Source organism: Kribbella sp. NBC_01505 (assembly GCF_045040285.1).
GTDB lineage: Bacteria > Actinomycetota > Actinomycetes > Propionibacteriales > Kribbellaceae > Kribbella.
This window is the reverse complement of the sequence record NZ_CP109425.1, coordinates 640,804-659,374: the sequence shown is the minus strand read 5'-3', so window position 1 is coordinate 659,374 and position 18,571 is coordinate 640,804. Positions and strand designations below refer to the sequence as shown.

14 protein-coding genes and 1 riboswitch are annotated in these 18,571 nt (G+C 67.6%); of the genes, 5 read left to right on the top strand and 9 right to left on the bottom strand.

What is annotated here, in order from left to right:
• Positions 1-263: 263 nt before the first annotated feature.
• Positions 264-1,853 carry a citramalate synthase gene (gene cimA / locus OG474_RS02875; protein WP_405060593.1) on the top strand — a complete coding sequence of 530 codons (1,590 nt, stop codon included), beginning with the start codon at positions 264-266 and terminating at the stop codon, positions 1,851-1,853.
• A complete protein-coding gene (locus OG474_RS02870) occupies positions 1,850-2,101 on the top strand; it encodes a hypothetical protein (RefSeq protein WP_405060592.1) in 252 nt (83 codons plus the stop codon). The genes cimA and OG474_RS02870 overlap by 4 nt, the downstream gene beginning before the upstream one ends.
• Here OG474_RS02870 and OG474_RS02865 read toward each other — a convergent pair.
• A complete protein-coding gene (locus tag OG474_RS02865) occupies positions 2,094-2,642 on the bottom strand; it encodes a TetR/AcrR family transcriptional regulator (protein ID WP_405060591.1) in 549 nt (182 codons plus the stop codon). The two genes, OG474_RS02870 and OG474_RS02865, sit on opposite strands and share 8 nt — an antisense overlap.
• Positions 2,632-3,561 (bottom strand): oxidoreductase, encoded by a 930-nt coding sequence (locus OG474_RS02860; RefSeq protein ID WP_405060590.1) that lies wholly within the window; start codon positions 3,559-3,561, stop codon positions 2,632-2,634. Before OG474_RS02860 ends, OG474_RS02865 begins: the two co-directional genes overlap by 11 nt.
• 88 nt (positions 3,562-3,649) lie before the next feature.
• Here OG474_RS02860 and OG474_RS02855 point away from each other — a divergent pair, with 88 nt between their 5' ends.
• Genes OG474_RS02855 through OG474_RS02845 form a run of 3 tightly spaced genes read left to right on the top strand, consistent with a single transcriptional unit; the run spans position 3,650 to position 6,034 of the window.
• Positions 3,650-4,111 carry a MarR family winged helix-turn-helix transcriptional regulator gene (locus OG474_RS02855; RefSeq protein ID WP_405060589.1) on the top strand — a complete coding sequence of 154 codons (462 nt, stop codon included), beginning with the start codon at positions 3,650-3,652 and terminating at the stop codon, positions 4,109-4,111.
• On the top strand, positions 4,108-5,445 hold the full coding sequence (locus tag OG474_RS02850; RefSeq protein WP_405060588.1) for an MFS transporter: 1,338 nt from the start codon (positions 4,108-4,110) through the stop codon (positions 5,443-5,445). The genes OG474_RS02855 and OG474_RS02850 overlap by 4 nt, the downstream gene beginning before the upstream one ends.
• 10 nt (positions 5,446-5,455) lie before the next feature.
• Positions 5,456-6,034, top strand: a complete 579-nt coding sequence (locus tag OG474_RS02845) for an isochorismatase family protein (RefSeq protein WP_405060587.1) — start codon at positions 5,456-5,458, stop codon at positions 6,032-6,034.
• Positions 6,035-6,700: 666 nt separating this feature from the next.
• Here OG474_RS02845 and OG474_RS02840 read toward each other — a convergent pair.
• The 7 genes from OG474_RS02840 to OG474_RS02810 form a co-directional block, all read right to left on the bottom strand.
• Positions 6,701-7,774, bottom strand: coding sequence for a ribonucleotide-diphosphate reductase subunit beta (locus OG474_RS02840; RefSeq protein WP_405064535.1), 1,074 nt, complete (start codon positions 7,772-7,774; stop codon positions 6,701-6,703).
• Positions 7,765-10,662: a ribonucleoside-diphosphate reductase subunit alpha gene (locus OG474_RS02835; RefSeq protein WP_405060586.1), complete on the bottom strand. Its 2,898-nt coding sequence runs from the start codon at positions 10,660-10,662 to the stop codon at positions 7,765-7,767. The genes OG474_RS02840 and OG474_RS02835 overlap by 10 nt, the downstream gene beginning before the upstream one ends.
• 138 nt (positions 10,663-10,800) lie before the next feature.
• Positions 10,801-10,956, bottom strand: a riboswitch (cobalamin riboswitch).
• 31 nt (positions 10,957-10,987) lie between these two features.
• Entirely contained in the window at positions 10,988-11,569 is a 582-nt protein-coding gene (locus OG474_RS02830; protein WP_405060585.1) for a DinB family protein, read from the bottom strand.
• Between the two features lie 94 nt (positions 11,570-11,663).
• A complete protein-coding gene (locus OG474_RS02825) occupies positions 11,664-12,806 on the bottom strand; it encodes a Wadjet anti-phage system protein JetD domain-containing protein (protein ID WP_405060584.1) in 1,143 nt (380 codons plus the stop codon).
• Positions 12,803-16,201: an ATP-binding protein gene (locus tag OG474_RS02820; RefSeq protein ID WP_405060583.1), complete on the bottom strand. Its 3,399-nt coding sequence runs from the start codon at positions 16,199-16,201 to the stop codon at positions 12,803-12,805. Before OG474_RS02820 ends, OG474_RS02825 begins: the two co-directional genes overlap by 4 nt.
• Positions 16,194-16,784: a DUF4194 domain-containing protein gene (locus OG474_RS02815; protein ID WP_405060582.1), complete on the bottom strand. Its 591-nt coding sequence runs from the start codon at positions 16,782-16,784 to the stop codon at positions 16,194-16,196. Before OG474_RS02815 ends, OG474_RS02820 begins: the two co-directional genes overlap by 8 nt.
• Positions 16,781-18,208 carry a DUF3375 domain-containing protein gene (locus OG474_RS02810; RefSeq protein ID WP_405060581.1) on the bottom strand — a complete coding sequence of 476 codons (1,428 nt, stop codon included), beginning with the start codon at positions 18,206-18,208 and terminating at the stop codon, positions 16,781-16,783. Before OG474_RS02810 ends, OG474_RS02815 begins: the two co-directional genes overlap by 4 nt.
• Between the last annotated feature and the right edge of the window lie 363 nt (positions 18,209-18,571).

The window sequence follows — 18,571 nt, the reverse complement described above, 5'->3', positions numbered from 1 at the left end:
ACCTGAACTGACAGCTACCCGGCAGTACTGAACGGCGTACCGGATGTTCGTGATGCGAGACAGCGCCGCCATCGGGCGGACTTTGTGTGGCAGACTGCGAATTGTCATGAACAACCACCGGGTGATTATTACCTAGGCGCGCTCAGCAGCAGTACCTGAGCGCGCGGACCTCTCGCACCTTGCGGGAGGTTTTTTGTTTGCCCGATTCCGATGCCACAGCACTCCACAGCCCGACTCGCCAGCCCCACCGGAAGGCCTCGATCATGAGCATCTCCGACGAGTTCCACGTCTACGACACGACCCTGCGCGACGGTGCGCAGCAGGAGGGGCTCGCGCTGTCCGTGGCGGACAAGATTGCCATCGCGCAGCACCTGGACGACCTGGGTGTCGGATTCATCGAGGGTGGCTGGCCGGGCGCCGTACCGAAGGACACCGAGTTCTTCCAGCGGGCCCGGACCGAGCTGGACCTGCGGACCGCGACCTTCGCTGCGTTCGGCGCGACCTGCAAGCCGCACACCGCCGCGGCCGACGACCCACAGGTCGCGGCGCTGCGCGAGTCCGGCGCCGGGGTCGTCACACTCGTTGCCAAGAGCCACGATGCGCACGTGGAGCGCGCGTTGCGGACCACGCTCGACGAGAACCTGCGGATGGTCGCCGACACAATCCGGCACCTGCGGGAGAACGGGCAGCGGGTCTTCCTCGACACCGAGCACTTCTTCGACGGCTACCGCGCGAACCGTGCGTACGCGCTCGAAGTGGTCCGGGTGTCGGCCGAGGCCGGCGCGGACGTGGTCGCGCTCTGCGACACCAACGGTGGAACGCTTCCGCGCGAACTGCAGGACATCGTCCGCGACGTACTGGAAAGCACCGGGGCCCGGCTCGGGATCCACGCCCACAACGACGGCGGCTGCGCGGTGGCGAACTCGATCGCCGCCGTCGAGGCCGGCGTCACGCACGTCCAGGGCACGATCAACGGGTACGGCGAACGCACCGGGAACGCCGACCTGCTCGCGGTCGTGGCCAACCTCGAACTCAAGCGCGGGATGGAGCTGCTGCCGGCCGGCAACCTGGCCGACTCGTTCCGGATCGCGCACGCGATCGCCGAAGTGACGAACGTGCCGCCGTCGACCCGGCAGCCGTACGTCGGCCTGTCCGCCTTCGCCCACAAGGCGGGGCTGCACGCCAGCGCGATCAAGGTCGACCCGGATCTCTACCAGCACACGGATCCTGCCTTGGTCGGCAACGACATGCGGATGCTCGTCTCGGAGATGGCCGGCCGGGCCAGCATCGAGCTCAAGGGCCGCGAGCTCGGCTTCGACCTCGGCAACGACCGCGAGCTGGTCAGCCGGGTGGCCGATCGGGTCAAGGAGATGGAGGCCTGCGGCTACACCTTCGAGGCCGCCGACGCGTCGTTCTCGCTGCTGCTCACCGAAGAGATCGACGGGAAGCGTGCGTCGTACTTCGACGTCGAGTCCTGGCGCGTGATCACCGAATCCCGCGCCGACGGCGAAGCGGTCTCGGAGTCGACGGTCAAGCTGGTCGCCGGGGGAGAGCGCGAGATCGTCACCGGTGAAGGCAACGGCCCGGTCAACGCCCTCGACCACGCGCTGCGGACGGCGATCGAGCGTGCCTACCCGGTCGTGAACAAGTTCGAGCTCGTCGACTACAAGGTCCGCATCCTCGACCAGGGGCACGGCACGGACGCCGTGATCAGGGTCCTCATCCAGACCGCGGACGGGGAAGGCTCCTGGGTCACGGTCGGCGTCGGCCACAACATCGTCGAGGCATCCTGGGAGGCCCTCGTCGACGGCTTCACCTTCGGCCTCCTTCGTCACAAGGAGGTTGCGCGATGACCACCGTCCTCGAAGCTCCCGCCGCAGTCGTTGCCACCAGCACCGTCTTCACCGCGTCCATCGTGGAGACCGAGGGCATGTTCGCGCGGATCGCCGTCATGCTGAACCCGTACGACGTGCGGCACCTCTCGCTCTGCCTCGAGGCGAACACCCTGCGGATCGTGGTCGCCGGCGCCGGTTTCGACGCCGGCCGGGTCGCCGCCCGCCTGGAGAAGGTCATCGGCGTACTGGAGGTCACGGTCAGCTGATCGCCCGCCAGCAGGCGTCGGCGATCTCGTCGAGCTGGGTCGCGGTCAGTTCGAGGTCACCGGCGGCGAGCCGGATGGCCGGGCTGAGCGCGAGCTCGTAGAGCACGTCGACCGGGAACGGGCGCAGTCGCGCGGCGAGGTCCGGCTGGGCGACCTGGGCCAGGAACGGGTCGTCGGGATTGCTGAGCGCGGCCTCGTGCGCAGGGCCCCGGTACGGCGAGTGCTCCACCTGCAGGAGGAACTGGGCGTGGGTCGGGTTCGCGCGCAGATGCCGGTAGCAGGCGAGCCAGAGGGCGCGGAACCGCTGCTCGGGCGGGAGGGTCTTGTCCAGCTCGGCCACTGCGGCTTCGCCGAGCTCCGCCTTCGTCTCGCGGTACGCGGCCAGCACCACGTCGTCCTTGGACGCGTAGTACGTGTACGCCGTACCGGTCGCGACCCCGGCCTCGCGGGCGACTGCGCTCATCGAAGCGCCGTGGAACCCGTTGCGGGCCACGAGAGTGCGTAGCGCCGTTCGAACGGCGACTGCTCGATCAGTTGCCATTTGTCTTGATCGCTACGCCGGTCTCGCGCTCGGACACGGCCCAGAGCTTAGCGATGGCTCGGTCCATGCCGTACCGGCGCAGGATCGGCTTGCGGACCGGTTGGCCGTTGTTGACGAACAGGGGTCCGTAGAACTCGCCGCCCTTGGCGGTCAGGTCCGTTGCGGCGCGCAGTTGCGGCAGGGCGCCGTTCTCGGCGGACATTCCGGTCAGTCTGGTCAGGCCGTGGGCCATCCGCTGGGTGATGCCGCCGTCCGAGCCGGCCACGCTGACCGATTGCAGGTCAGTGTCGGACAGACCGGGGTGCGCGATCAGACTCGCCGTACGGGCGCCTGCGCGTTTCAGTTGCTGGTCCAGCCCGAGGCCGAAGTGGAAGTTGGCCAGCTTCGCCTGGCCATAGGCGCGCCATGCTCCGTACCGGCCGTCCAGATGCGGGTTGGACTCGTCCACCGGGCGGCCCAGGTGGTGGGCGGTGCTGGTCACGGTCACCACGCGCGATCCGGGCTGGCTCAGCATGGCGGGGAGCAGTAGTGCGGTCAGCGTCCAGTGGCCGAGGTGGTCGACGCCGAACTGCATCTCGAAGCCGTCGACGGTCCGTGCTTCGGAGATCGCCATCACGCCGGCGTTGTTGATCAGCAGGTCGAGCGCGTCGACGCTGCTCCGGATTTGGTCCGCCGCTTGCTTGACGGACTCCTGCGAGGAGAGGTCGAGCGGGATCAGCGTGAGGGCGGCGTTCGGAACGGTCGCGCGGATCTGCTCGACGGCTGCGGCGGCCTTCTCCTGGTTGCGGACTGCCATCAGGACGTGCGCGCCTTTCGCGGCCAATGCGGTGGCGGTCACCAGGCCGAGCCCGCCGTTCGCGCCGGTGACCACGGCCGTGCGTCCCTGCTGATCCGGCATGGCATCTGTTGTCCAGCTCATGTCACTTCTCTTCCTCCGAATGAACGTTCATTCAAAGATAGCAGATGGTGAAGTAGACAGTTTGGACTGTGCAGTTTAGGCTGGCTATATGACTGATGAGGTGTCCGCGTCGGCGGTGCAGGCGGCCAGTGAAGTGCGGGTCGTGTTCGGCCGGGTGCGCCGGCGGCTCAAGGAGCAGACGGAAGACGACCTCACGCCGTCGCAGACCTCCGTGCTGCGCCGGATCGACAAGGGCGGTCCGGCCTCGGCCAGTGAGCTGGCCGCGGTCGAGCGGGTTCGCCCGCAGTCGATGGCGGCGATCCTTGCCTCGCTGCGCGAGCTCGATCTGATCCAGCGGCATCCCGATCCGCTCGATGGTCGGCGCCAGGTGGTCTCGCTGACCTCCGCCGCGCGCCGCCGGTTGCAGGGGGACCGGCGGGCTCGGCAGGAGTGGTTGTCCGCCACGCTCGAGGCCGAGTGCACCGAGGCCGAACGCCAGACGATCCTCGAGGCGCTGGCCATTCTCGACCGGGTCCTCGAAGCAACCTCCCCGGAGGCGACCTCCCGGTGACCGCAGGCGAGGGCCGGTTCGACCGGCGGTTGATCGCACCGATGGTGGTCGGGTCGATCCTGAACCCGATCAACTCGTCGATGCTCGCGGTCGCGCTGATCCCGATCGGGGTCGCGTTCAGTGTCGGACCGGCGCAGACCGCTTGGCTGATCACCGGGCTGTATCTGGCGACCGCCGTCGGGCAGCCGGTCGTGGGTCGCCTGGTCGATCTCTTCGGACCGCGCCCGCTCTACTTGATCGGTACGGCGACAGTCGGGGTGGCCGGACTGCTCGGCGCGCTCGCCCCCACCCTCGGCGTACTGGTCGTGTCCCGGGTGCTCCTCGGGTTCGGAACCTCGGCGGCGTACCCGGCCTCCATGTCGTTGATCCGCAGCGAGGCCGACCGGACCGGATTGGAGACCCCGGCCGGCATCCTCACCATCCTCTCGATCTCCAACCAGGTGATCGCAGTGATCGGGCCGACGCTCGGCGGGCTGCTGATCGGGCTCGGCGGTTGGCACCTGATCTTCACGATCAACGTGCCGCTCTCGTTGGCCTGCTTGGTTCTCGGCTCACTGCGGCTGCCGAAGACGCCGCGCACCCGCTTGAAGCTACAGCTCGACTACGCGGGCATCCTTCTCTTCGCCGGCTCCCTCGTGGCCATCATGCTGTTCCTGACCGAACCGCGCGCGTCGCATTGGTATCTGCCGGTCCTCGGCATCGCTTGTGGAGTGGCGTTCGTCCTGGTCGAGCTGCGAGTGGTGGAACCGTTCATCAACCTGCGAGTGCTCGGCGGCAACCGGCCACTGATCGCGACGTACGCCCGGCAGGTTCTGGCCTACGTGATCAGCTACTCGTTCCTTTACGGCTTCGCGCAATGGCTCGAGGAAGGCCATGCGCTGAGTGCGGCCACCACGGGTCTGCTGATGCTGCCGCTGTCGGCTGCCGCCGTACTGATCACCGCCCTCACCGGCCGCAATCCTCGGGTTCGGGGGAAGTTGGTTGCCGGCAGCATCCTTCTGCTGGTTGCCGGTGCGTTGCCGCTGTTCATCGACGGCCGGACCGGGCTGTGGTTCCTCGTGCTGATCGGTGTCGTGGCCGGTATCCCGCAAGGCCTGAACGGCTTGGCCAACCAGAACGCGCTCTACCGCCAAGCCGATCCGGCCCGGATCGGGTCCGCCGCGGGCCTGCTCCGAACCTGCACCTACCTCGGTGCGCTGATCGCAGCCGCCGCCAACGCGCACTTCTTCGCCGGCGGAGCCACGACGCCAGGTCTGCATGAGCTCGCCTGGTTCCTGCTCATCATCGCCTCGCTGCTCACCGCCGTCACCCTTGCCGATCGATCCCTTGTCTGAAAGGACCACCGTGCCCGTCACCACGCTCGACCCGAAAACCGCCCTCGTCGTCATCGACCTGCAGAACGCCCTCAAAGCCTTCCCTGGTACGCCGTACCCCTTGGCCGACGTCATCGCCCGCTCGGCCGAGCTCGCCGAAGGCTTCCGCAAGCGCGGGCTCCCCGTCGTACTGGTCCGCGTCAGCATCCGCCCCGACGGCGCCGACTGGGTCCCCGGCCGCACCGACGAAGCCCGCCGGATGTCCCTCGCCGACGCCCCGGAAGGCGCCGACCAGATCATCGACGAACTCGCCGGCCACCCCGAAGACATCATCGTCACCAAACGCAACTGGGGCGCCTTCCACGGCACCGACCTCGACATCCAGCTCCGCCGCCGGGGCATCACCCAGGTCGTCATCACCGGCGTAGCCACCAGCGCCGGCGTCGAATCCACCGCCCGCGCAGCCCACGAACACGGCTACCACGTCACCATCCCCACCGACGCCGTCACCGACAGCAACCCCGACCTCCACGACCGCGCCGTCACCGCCATCTTCCCCCGCCTAGCCGAAACCGGCACCACAGCCGACATACTCAACCGCTTGCCCTAAGCAACGGCTCCCGTCATACCGGAACCCCCAACCAAACCCCCTGACCCCACCAGTCCCCACCCGCCCCACCCGCCCCACCCTCCGCCCAAAGGTGGGTCGGCGGCTCTTTGTGCACGACCCCCAACTTTGTGAACCCACCAACCGTTTCCGGGCACTCCGAATGGTTGGTGGGTGCCCAAAGATGCTGTTCGTGCCCAAAGGTGGGCGGCCGTGTTCGGAGTGGGTCGGCGGCTCTTTGTGCACAGGGCTCGACTTTGTGAACCCACCAACCGTTTCCGGGCGCTCCGGATGGTTGGTGGGTACCCAAAGACGCCGCTCGTGCACAAAGACGCGGTTCGTGCCCAAGGGTGGGCGGCCGTGTTCGGAGTGGGTTGGCGGCTCTTTGGGCGCGGGGCGGTTCTTTGGGTAGCCACCGACCATTCTTCGGGGCTTCGGATGGTTGGTGGGTTCACAAAGTTGGGGCGATGCAGCGGTACGAGCAGTTGTACGGCGTACTGGGGTGAAAGGACGCTGGATGGGTAGCTAGGTGAGCCGGGGGCGGAGGAGATCACCGCCGAAGAGTTCGAGCGGTTGTGGGTGGCCGCGCGGCCGGCTCTGTTGCCCTGTGCAACGGCAGGAGCCGGGCAACCATCGTGGCTGCCCGGCTCCCGTCGTACTGCGTGGTGGTCAGTCCCAGCTGAGGCCGGAGGACGACTGGTATTCGATGACTCGGGTCTCGAAGAAGTTCTTTTCCTTCTTGAGGTCCATGACTTCGGACATCCAGCCGAACGGGTTGCGGGTCTCGCCGAAGATGGGGGCGATGCCGATCTGCTCGGCGCGGCGGTCGGTGATGAAGTGCATGTACTGCTCGCAGAGGTCGGCGGTCAGGCCGAGCATGCCGTTCGGCATGGTGGAGCGGCCGTAGGCGACCTCGAGCTCGCAGGCCTCGGTGAGCATCTGGCGGACCTCGGCCTGGAAGGCCTCGGTCCACAGGTGCGGGTTCTCCTGCTTGATCTGGTTGATGCAGTCGATGCCGAAGTTCAGGTGGATCGACTCGTCGCGCAGGATGTACTGGTACTGCTCGGCGATGCCGACCATCTTGTTCCGGCGGCCGAGCGACAGGATCTGCGCGAAGCCGGTGTAGAACCACATGCCCTCGAAGACCACGTAGAACGCGATCAGGTCACGCAGGAACGCGGTGTCCGACTCCGGCGTACCGGTCTTGAAGTCCGGGTCCTCCAGGTGCTGGGTGTACTTCAGCGCCCAGGCATCCTTGTCGGAGATCGACGGCACCTCGCGGTACATGTTGAACAGCTCGCCCTCGTCCAGACCGAGCGACGTACAGATGTACTGGAAGGTGTGCGTGTGCACGGCCTCCTCGAAGGCCTGGCGCAGCAGGTACTGCCGGCATTCGGGGTTGGTGAGCTGGCGGTAGACGGCGAGCACGATGTTGTTCGCGACCAGGGACTCCGCGGTGGCGAAGAAGCCGAGGTTGCGCTTCAGCATCAGGCGCTCGTCGTCGGTCAGGCCGTCCTTGCTCTTCCAGAGCGAGATGTCGGCCTGCATCGAGACCTCGGTCGGCATCCAGTGGTTGTTGCAGCCGGCCAGATACTTCTCCCAGGCCCACTTGTACTTCAGCGGGAGCAGTTGGTTGACGTCGGCGCGGGCATTGATCATCGCCTTGTCGGAGACGTCGATGCGGGAAGCGCCGACGGTGATCGAGCCGAGGCCCGTGGCGTTGTCGGTGGTCGTCACTGGCAGGCCTCGCAGTCAGGGTCTTCGAGCGAGCAGATCGCTCCGGTCGGTTCGGGCAGCGGAGCGTCGTCGATGGTCGACGGCTTGGTGACCGGCACAACCGCCGGCACAGCGGCCGGGACCGCGGTCGCGATGGTGGCCGAGACGGCGTTCAGCTTGCCGTCGGTGCCCTTCAGCGTCGACTTCTCCACGTGGGTCTTCGACTGCGAACGCAGGTAGTACGTCGTCTTCAGGCCGTAGCGCCACGCGTTCCGGTAGAGCTCGTCGAGCGCCTTGCCGGACGGCGAAGCCATGTACAGGTTGAGCGACTGCGCCTGGTCGATCCACTTCTGCCGGCGCGACGCGGCCTTGATCAGCCACAGCGGGTCGATCTCGAACGCGGTCGCGTACAGCTCGCGGATGTCGGCCGGGATCCGGTCGATGTTCTCCAGGATGCCGTCGTGGTACTTGAGGTCGGAGACCATCACCTGGTCCCACAGCCCGCGCGCCTTCAGGTCGTTGACCAGGTACGGGTTCGCGACCGTGAACTCACCGGACATGTTCGACTTCACGAACAGGTTGGAGTACGCCGGCTCGATCGACTGGCTGACCCCGCAGATGTTGGAGATCGTCGCCGTCGGCGCGATCGCCATCACGTTGGAGTTCCGCATGCCGTCGCGCAGCACCTTGGCGCGCAGGGTGTCCCAGTCGAGCGACTTCGCGTCGTCCAGGATCACGTCACCCTTGCGGGCCGAGCGCAGGATCTCGAGCGAGTCGATCGGCAGCACGCCCTGGCTCCACAGCGAGCCCTCGTGCGTCGAGTACGCGCCCCGCTCGGCGGCGAGGTCACTCGAGGCCTCGATCGCGTGGTAGCTGATCGCCTCCATCGAGCTGTCGGCGAAGGCGATGGCCGCCTCCGACGAGTAGGGGATCCGCAGCGAGAACAGCGCGTCCGCGAAGCCCATCAGGCCGAGGCCGACCGGACGGTGCCGCTGGTTGGCGCGCTCCGACTCGGGCGTCGTGTAGAAGTTCACATCGATGACGTTGTCGAGCATCCGGACCGCGGTCTTGACCGTGTCGCGGAGCAGGTCGCCGTCCAGGCCGGTCTCGGTCAGGTGCGCGATCAGGTTGACCGAGCCCAGGTTGCAGACCGCGGTCTCGTCGACCGTCGTGTTCAGCGTGATCTCGGTGCACAGGTTCGACGAGTGCACGACACCGTTGTGCTGCTGCGGCGAACGCAGGTTGCACGGGTCCTTGAAGGTGATCCACGGGTGACCGGTCTCGAACAGCACGGTCAGCATCCGGCGCCACAGGTCGACGGCGCGGACCCGGCGGAAGACCCGGATCTCGCCGCGGTCGGCGGCCGCCTCGTACTTCTCGTACGCCGTCTGGAACGCCTCACCGAACAGGTCGTGCAGGTCCGGCACCTCGTCGGGCGAGAACAGCGTCCACTGACCGTCGGCCTCGACCCGCTGCAGGAACAGGTCCGGCACCCAGTTGGCCGTGTTCATGTCGTGCGTGCGGCGACGCTCGTCACCGGTGTTCTTGCGGAGGTCGAGGAACTCCTCGATGTCCATGTGCCAGGTCTCGAGGTACGCGCAGACCGCGCCCTTGCGCTTGCCGCCCTGGTTGACCGCGACCGCCGTGTCGTTGGCGATCTTCAGGAACGGTACGACGCCCTGGGACTCACCGTTGGTGCCGCGGATCTTGGCGCCGATGCCGCGGACCGGGGTCCAGTCGTTGCCGAGGCCGCCGGAGTACTTGGCGAGCATGGCGTTGTTGCGGATCCCGCCGAAGATGCCGGACAGGTCGTCGGCCACGGTGGTGAGGAAGCAGGACGAGAGCTGCGGACGCGTCGTACCGGAGTTGAACAGGGTCGGCGTCGACGACATGAAGCGGAACGAGCTGAGCAGCTCGTAGAACTGGATCGCGCGGCCCTCGCGGTCGTCCTCGCGCAGCGACATCCCCATCGCGACGCGCAGGAAGAACGCCTGCGGCAGCTCGAACCGGGTCTTGTCGATGTGCAGCAGGTAGCGGTCGTAGAGCGTCTGCAGACCGAGGAAGGCGAAATCCAGGTCGCGCTCGGGCCGGATCGCCGCGGACAGCCGGTCGAGGTCGAAGTTCGCCAGCTCGGGGTCGAGCAGGCCGGCCTCGATCCCGGTCGCGATGTAGCGCGGGAAGTATTCGGCGTACGCCGTGGCCATGTCGGCCTGGCTGGCCTGCCGGGGCTCACCGTGCACGCGACCGAGCGCCTCGCGGCGGATCTGGTCCAGCAGCAGGCGGGAGGCGGCGTAGCTGTACTGCGGCTCGGTCTCGACGTAGGACCGGGCGGCCATCACGAGGGCCAGCTCGACCTCGTGCTGGGCGATCCCGTCGTAACAGGAGCCGATGGTCTCGTTCAGGATCTGCTCGGGGTCGACGGAGTCCAGCCCGGCGGCGGCCTCGGCGACGATCACGCGCAGCCGCTCGACGTCGAGCGGGGCACGGGTCCCGTCGGCCTGGCGGACCGACACGACCGGCTTGGTGGTGGCCAGCTCGGCCGGGTCCGCGGGGGTGCGGGCCTTCGTCCGCTCCTCGCGGTACAGGACGTAGGCACGGGCGACCTGATGCTCTCCCGCGCGCATCAGTGCCAGCTCGACCTGGTCCTGGATGTCCTCGACCTGGACGGTACGGCGGGCGTCGCCACGACTGGTCAGCGCCTCGACGACCCGGCCGGTCAGGTCGGTCACCAGGTCACGGACCCGGTGGGTGGCGCCGGCGTCGTTGCCCTCGACGGCCAGGAACGCCTTGGTGACGGCGACCGAGATCTTGGTCGCGTCGAAGTCGGTGTTACTTCCATCGCGGCGGACGACGGTCAGCTGGGTCCCTTGACCGGCCTCGTCGGCCGCCGATCGGGATGTGGAAGCGATGGTCACAGAAGCTCAACTCTTTCTGCGCGTACGGAGGACCGCGACCTGAGAAGGCGTGCGTGCATGACGGGACGGACAGCACCGGCCGGGAAAGCTGTCGTCTCGCCCTGCGACCCACCCTCGAGGTCTCGGACCGCGTGCACCGGCGGTGCACGCGCCGGTGTCAGGTATCCGGACTCGCGGAGACGCCACTACTACGTGGCGCCCGCTCACCGTTGCGGGGCAGCTCCGGAGTCGCACCGGATTCCCCTGTTCACCAGCTCGACAGACTTTAGGGCAGTCGCTAGATCTAGTGGTAAGCGACACGCCGTCGGAGCACATGTTGTGGTCCTCACGCGGCCACGCCATACAAATCCTGTAACGTCATGATCTCTGATCCGTGATGAATCAGCTCGCGATTGAGACGTAACACGACGTGTCCGAACGGCTCCCCGGCGTCCAGCTCGGTCGCCTGGCTGAGCCCCACCGTCGTCACCTGGTCCTCCGGCAACGACGCGATCCCGTCCTGCCAGGCCTCGACCCAATGCGTCAGCCAGGCCACCGCGTCCCGCGCGTTCCCGTGCAAGGTGATGTCGGCCCGGCTCTGCTGCCGCGGCCCGAACGTCCACTCCCACCGCTCGAAGAACGTCTCGGTCAGATGCGCGATCAACCAGGCAATCGTCCGCGGCCCCCGATGATCCGGCTCGTCCGGCCACTGCGCCACCCACTCACCGGACCCCAGTGACCGGTAGTGGCCGGGCTGATGCCGCCGCACCACACTCAACGCCGTACCTCGTGGCTGCCAGAAGTACTCCTCATCGGTGAGCTGCGCCAACCGCCCCGACAACACCATCCAACTGAACCCCAGCTGCCCCCGCACCATCGCCATCGCCGACGGCCGATGCAAGATCTCCCAGTCGAACGGCTCAGGCATCGAGATTTCCTTTCCAATCGAACATGTGTTCGAATTGAACTCGATCGGGACCCCGAAGTCAACGTGAGAGGCGGCGCCGATGACGCCCAGCACATCAGTAGCCGAAACGCTCCGTGGCCCAGGCCCAATCGATGCGTTCCTGTTCGAGACGGATGCGGTCACCGAACCGGTCCGCGACCAGATCTGCGTAGAGCTCCGCCTCGTCCGGGCTGAGCCGTTCGAGGTTGGCCGCGGTGGGCGAGCTCTCGTGTCCCCAACGCTCACGGTGCGCGAGCAGCGTGTCGCGGTCCATCAGGAACGATCGGGCCTGCGGCAGCCAGGCCCTGACCTGGTTCAGGATCGCGAATCCGTGAGTGTCGAGATCACCCCAGTAACGCACGTCCGCGTCCCGGAGCCAGGGCAGCGACCCGGGGCGGTTCACCTCGAAGCCCTTGCCCCACAAGACGATGCCACCGGCTGGGACCGGAACGCTCAGGAACGTGATCTCGTTCTCGACGATCACAGCCGTCCGCACGTCGAGCTCGAGCAGCGCCAGCTCCGCCAGCCGCACGGTCGCTTCGGAGAATCCGTCCAGCAGCCCGAGGCTGGGGTCAGGCCGCAACCGAACGGTCTCAGGTTTGGCCTGCAGCCCCAGCGCAGCAAGGAAGTTCGGCGCCGACGAGGGGACTCCGAGGAGCTGGGCGATCACCGCCCGATGCTGTTCGACGAACTTCGTGTCGACGCCTGGTGCGCTGATCTCGCGCAGGTAGCGCGCCGAGCCACGCGCCTCCGTGAGCCAGCGACAGGCCGTCAGCAGTTGTGGCCACACCGGGCCGAGGGCGAGGGTTCGCAGCGGCTGGCGAGCCACCCAGGACCGGATGGCCGGCTCGTCGGTCGTGAGGGCCAGAACCTCCGTATAGGCCCGGACCTCGCTGCTCACGCCGAGCAGCGCCCACGCCTGGCTGTACGTCGTGATCCGTGCGCGAGTGGGCAACTCGTTGCGGCCGATCAGCCGGCCACCGATCGCGGCGTAGTCGAGGCTGTAGTGCGTGTCACCGCGGCGACCGGTGTCCAGTGCTGAGATCCAGGTCCGGACCGCGCCGAGATCGTCGCCGATCTGGGCGGCTCGCGGACCGCGGAGGGCGACCTCGACAGCAGGGAACTGGTCCCCATCGGCCAGTGCGCGCAGCAGACTGCCGTCGTCCCAACGGCGCCGGACACGGGCCCGGATGTCGGCCACGGTCGTCCAGCCGGTCAAGCGCGGCCGCCTGCCCGTCGCGCCTGGAACTCCTCGATCGTCAGCGTCTGCAGCCGGGAGTTGTTGCCGGCCGGATTGTCGACGAAGCCGATCGCCTTCACATAGGGCTCGATCACGTGGACCTTCTGCAGCGGCGTGACGATGAGAAGCTGCAGACCGAGCTTCGCGAACAGCTCCAGCGCATAGCGCGTCGAAGCGTCCGAACCCCGGCCGAACGCCTCGTCGATGACGGCGAACCGGAAGTCACGCGACTTGTCGGCGCCCCACTCGAGGCCGAACTGATAGGCCAGCGAGGCCGCGAGGATCGTGTAGGCGAGCTTCTCTTTCTGGCCGCCGGACTTGCCGTCGGAGTCGCGGTAGTGCTCCCACTCCTGGTCGGTCTCCCGATCGCGCTCCGACGCCGAGAACGTGAACCAGTTACGGACGTCGGTGACCCGGCGGGTCCAGGCCTTGTCGGCGTCGGCGTGGTTGTCACGGCCCCGGAACCGGCCGATGATCCGCTGCACATCCAGGAAGCGCTGCTCCGAGTACTGGTCGTCCGCCGGTGCCAGGGTGTCGTCCGTCGCCGCGCGCAGGTCGCTGCGGAAGGTCTGGACCTCCTGGTTCACCGTTCGCTCGGCGACCAGCGTGATGTAGCGCCCGGGGCTGTAGTCGATGGCTCCGAGAGCCTCGTTGATCCGGGCGACCCGCGTGTGGATCTCGTCGGACTGCCGCCGCAGCCAGTTGTTGAACTGCGCCAGCTCGCGGATCGTGTTGGTGTTCAGCTGGCGCTTGAACTCCGCCTCGAACCGGGGCAGATCGTCGCCGGCGACCCGGTCGTGGAAGTCCCGGAACTCCTTCCGGGCCTCGACGCTCGCGTCCATCTCCGTCGTCGCCTCCGGCCAGCGCCGCCGTACCTCGTGCATGTACTGCAGGATGCTCTGGGTGTAGCCGCCGATCTCGCGCCCGATCTTGTCGATCGCGGCCTGCAGGTCCGCGGTGACCGTCTCCGCTGCGCCAGCACACGCGGCCGACTCGCGCGGCACGGAAGCGCCGAGCCTGGCGTCCAGCTCGCCGTACGACGCTCTGGCGTTGGTGGCCGCCGCGGGAGTCTGCTCGGCGACGAAGCGCTCATCGGCCTGCCGGGCCGACTCCGCGCGGCTGATCCGGTCCTCGAGCACGCGGACATCGCCGGTCAGCTTCGTCAGTCCGGCTTGCAGTTCCTTGGCGGCCTCGGCGTTCGTCATCAGCCGTGCTTCGATCTCGGCGAGCGCGGAGGAGCCGGAGAGCAGCCGTTCCCGCTCGGCATCCGCGGCCTCGGCCCGCGCGGCCGCCTCGGTCCAGTCGAGATCGGTCCAGGACGTGTAGACGTCGAGATTCGCGAGGGCCGTCAAGATGCCGCTGACATCGCCGCGTTCCGTGGCGAGCGCCTCGTGGCGTTGGTCGACGGCGAGCAGTTGCTCCTGCTGCTCGACGAGTTGCGCGGTGAGGGCCGCGATCTTGCGCTCGTTGACCCAGCCAAGCACCCACGTCCGCGGATCATCGACCCTGGACCGGTCGTCCTTCTCGTGCCGCGCGCCCGAGCGGACCTGTCCTTCGCGGGTGACGGCCCGGTTCTCGTCGCGCAACCGCTCGATGGAATCGACACACCGATAGTCCGCGCGTCGAACGAGTTCGTCGCGCAGATAGTCCTGGAAGGGGCCGTCGGCGAGGTCCAAGGTATGGGCCAGAAGCAACGATCGGGAGGACTCGCCCGGCCGCAACGGGACCCGGCGGGCCGCGACCCGCTCGTAGACCAAACGGCTACCGGATACCTTGCCGTCGTTGCGGCGGTAGGTCAGCCGATGATCGTTGACCCAGGTGGCAACGTCGCTGTAGTGCTGCTGGGGCACGAGCAGGGACAGCGCGAATCCGCGCAGGACGCGTTCGGCCGCGCCACGCCACTCGGCGAACTCCTCGCCGACGTCGATCAGCTCACCGGCGAACGGCAGTTCGCTCTCCTCGATCCCGAGTTCCTGACACAGCTGCGAGCGTACGTCGAGCTGACTACTCGGCAGGTTGCTCGTGCGGCCGGCCAGGCTGGTCAGCTCCGCACGCGTCTCTTCGCCCTGCCGGCGCAGTTCGGTGCGCCGTCCGACGCACTCGCCGAACTCCTCGTCCAGCCTGCGCTGCTTGGCTTCGACCTCGTCGCGCAGCCCAGCGGTCCGACGGGCCAGAGCGGCGAAACCGTCGGCCTCGGCGACGGCGTCCAGGCCCGCGGCCCGGACCCGAAGGTCGAAGCCGTCCCGCCGTTCCTTCCGCTCGGTCGCCTGAGTGCGAGCCGTGGCAGCTTCGGACTCCAGCTGGCTCACGCGGTCGCCACCGGCTCGCGAGCGGTCGGCGATGAGCTGTTCCCGGGCCTGGCCCAGCTCCTGGTACGAACGCTGCCCGGCGACGACCTGCTGATCCAGCCGGGAGCGTTCCGTCCCGTTCGCCTCGATCTCCTCGCCGAGCAAGCGGATCCGGAGCTCGGCGAAGAACCTCCGGACGGCGTTGCGTTGCCGTTCGGCGCTCTCCCGGCGGCGCAGCGCGTCGTCGTACTTGTCGCTCGTGGCAACCAATGGGCGCAGGGCCTCGAGCTGATCGCGAGCACGCCGTACCGCGTCGTGTGCTTTGGTCAGGTCCTCGAAGTGCGCGACGATTCCCTTGACCTTGTCGGCGGCGTCGGCGGGTTCCAGCATGTGGTTGCGGACGAACTCGTTCAGATTGCCGACCGACTTCATCGACACCGTCTGATGAAAGAGTTCCATCGCCTGCTCGGACCTGATCCCCAGCAGCCGGCGGGCGTGCCGGGCGTACTCGGGGAAGACGGTGTCGATCCGCGCACCGAGGCCGCGCAGGCGTCGCCGCAGGTCGTTGAGGTCGGATCCGAAGCCGGTGAACTCCGCCTCGATCGACAACTCCTTGGCGGAGGTGACGAAGAAGCGGTCCGGCTGACCGGCCTTGTCCTTCTGGTGGAAGACCTGCGCCAGTGTCACGGTCTCGCCGTAGCCTTCGTTGACGAAGACTCCGAGCAGCACCGAGTACGCCGTGTGGTTGCGCAGGCCGATCGGCTTCGACGCGCCGGACGACTCGATCCGCTCGGACTTGTAGTGCCCCTCGACGTAGCTGCGCAGTGTGCGTTCCTTGGCCTCGGCGCCGGCGGCCTTGTTGTACGAGATCTTGTTGGCAGGCAGCAGGAGAGTGGTCACCGCATCGACGAGTGTCGACTTGCCGCTACCGATGTCGCCGGTCAGCAACGCCGTCTCACTGCCTGGGGTGAGCACCCAGACTCGCTGATCGAAGGTGCCCCAGTTGAAGACCTCCAGATGGTGGAGGCGATAGCCGGCGCGACTGTCCGTCTGGAGCTCGACCTGGGAGAACAGGCCGTCACTCATCGCCGCCGCCTGTCATGGTGGCCGCATACTCCTGGAGTTTGCCGGCGAAGTCCGACAGCGTCTGCGCATCGACGTACGCCTTCAGAATGCGCCGGACCTCCCATTGACCGGTGTCGCCACGGAGTTGACGCAGGAAGCCGAGCTCCGCGGCCTTCTTGATCGTCGTCTCAGCCTGGTCGATCATCCGCGCCTCGTTGGTCGAGTCGGTGAGGAACAGGCGTAACAGCTCGACGATCTCGTCCCGGCTCAGTACCAGCTTGCCTTCGCCGTCCGTGGTCTCGAACTCCACGAGCCGCTTGCGCAGGAGGACGAGCAGCAGGCTCACGTTGTAGGTCAGGCTGCGCCGGATCACCAGCCGGGGTAGCGGATCGTCGCCCTCGTCGTCGTCCTGGCTGCGAAGGTATGCGTATCCCTCCGTGTCGTCGACGACCACGTCGACGCCGATGGTGGTGAAGTGGTCGCGAACAGCCGAGCCGTGCCGCTGCAGCGCCGACCAGGTCTCCTCGTCGGTCTCCCGATAGGTGACACCGCGCATCAATCGAATGATGGCGGCGGCGATGGCGTGTTCCTCAGGAGTCCTCACTGCCGCGTCACCGTCACCTTCGGCAGGCGGGCCCGCCGTACGACGTCACCTTCGGCGTACTCGATCAAGGTCTCGTCGGCCTCGTCCATCGCCACCTCCAGGTCGTCGTCGGTCAGCGCGAGGTAGCCGATGATTTCGGCTGCCCCGTGCTCGAGCGGGAACAGTGCGACGATGTCGCTGAGCAAGGCGGAGCTTCGCGGCGGTACGACGGATCGGATGTTGGCGGCGAGCCGGACCTGGTCGACGAAACTCTGGTCGAGCAGAGTCGCGACGTCCACCGTCGCGTCGTCAACGGGGGAGAGCAGGCTGTCCACCCTGGCTGCCGGAGTCGCATCATACAGCGGGCGCTCGAAGGGCAGGGCGACCGCGATACCGGGCTCGTCGATCTCCAGTCCGATCTGGGGCGGCGCCGTACGGCTGGCCAAGGCAGCGGTCTCGACCAGCCGGACCAGATCGACCACCCGCCGGTTCTCCAGCCAGACCTGGTCGTCGAGGAAACGCCGGAGCTGCTCCGAGATCTGCCGTACGGTGCGCTGAGTGCGTTCGGCCGCTTCGGACCAGTCGTGATGGATCGTCCGCAGGCGCTGGTCGGAATCGATCTGATCGAGCGCTTGGACCTGTGCGAGCAGCGCCGACAGTTCGTCCTGGCGGGCGTCGGACAGCAACAGGTCGTAGAAGGCCTGGAAGCTGCGGCCCTGGTCCGATCCGTCGATATCGGCGCGGTTGCCGACCAGTTCGGCGAGGAGTTCGCCCTTGCTGCCTTCCCAGGCAGCGATCCGCTCCCGAGCGGCCCGGTCGAGACCGCGGAAGTTCTCCTCCACCTCCCGGAAGTCCGAAAGCAGTTCTCGGGCGGTGCCCGCGAACTGCTGGTAGCGATCCCGCAGCGCGGCCCGGTCGAGAACGGTGATGGTGCCGGCCTCGACCTCGGCGATCTCCCGGTCGATCGCGGCGCGACGTGATCGAAGCTCGGCCAGCCGTACCTCCGGATCGGTTTCGGTGCCGTGCACGATCTGGCGCAACAGGTCGACGACGGTGTGCAGCCGGGACTCGGTACCGACGAACGTTCTGACCTGCAGACCAGCGACCCATGAATAGGCCTTCTCGAAGGCAGGGGTGGCGTCGTAGTGAACCTCGTCCGAGCCCAACGGGTAGAAGCGGCGCAGCCAGCCCGACTCCGTGGCCGCCCAGTCCTCGAGGTAGTCCACAGCGCGGCGAGGATACCGAGGCTGCTCGGCATCGGCCGAGTTCAACGCGTACAGGTCGTCGTCGAGCGCCGACACCAGCGCGGTAGCAGCCGTCGCCCCGTGGTTCTCCTCCACGAAGAACCGCCCCAGGAACGACAGCGTCAGGGGAGCGTTCCCCGCTCGCAGCAACCGCCAGGCAGGATGCCTGTCGCGCAGCCGCTCGATCCCCTCGAAGTCCACCGCGCCACCCTAACGCCCGCGCCCACCAGCACGCCGTACCGCATCTTTGTGCACCCACCAACCACTCCGACCCCGCGAAAACGGTCGGGGCGCCCCCAAAGTCATCCATCGCGCCCAAGGGTGGGTCGGCGTCTCTTTGGGCGCGTGGCTCCACTTTGGGCCGGCAGCCCATCTTTGGGCGCCCAGCAACCGTTTTTGCGGGGTCGGGGTGGTTGGTGGGTTCTCAAAGTTGCGGGTCGTGCACAAGGGTGGGTGGGCGTGTCTTTGGGCGGGGGGCTCCACTTTGGGCCGGCAGCCCATCTTTGGGCGCCCAGCAACCGTTTTTGCGGGGTCGGGGTGGTTGGTGGGTTCTCAAAGATGCCG

Coding starts and splice junctions, on each gene's coding strand:
- OG474_RS02870 (WP_405060592.1), top strand. CDS start 1,850: ATGACCACCGTCCTCGAAGCTCCCGCCGCAGTCGTTGCCACCAGCACC.
- OG474_RS02820 (WP_405060583.1), bottom strand. CDS start 16,201: ATGAGTGACGGCCTGTTCTCCCAGGTCGAGCTCCAGACGGACAGTCGC.
- OG474_RS02860 (WP_405060590.1), bottom strand. CDS start 3,561: ATGAGCTGGACAACAGATGCCATGCCGGATCAGCAGGGACGCACGGCC.
- OG474_RS02855 (WP_405060589.1), top strand. CDS start 3,650: ATGACTGATGAGGTGTCCGCGTCGGCGGTGCAGGCGGCCAGTGAAGTG.
- cimA (WP_405060593.1), top strand. CDS start 264: ATGAGCATCTCCGACGAGTTCCACGTCTACGACACGACCCTGCGCGAC.
- OG474_RS02830 (WP_405060585.1), bottom strand. CDS start 11,569: ATGCCTGAGCCGTTCGACTGGGAGATCTTGCATCGGCCGTCGGCGATG.
- OG474_RS02865 (WP_405060591.1), bottom strand. CDS start 2,642: ATGGCAACTGATCGAGCAGTCGCCGTTCGAACGGCGCTACGCACTCTC.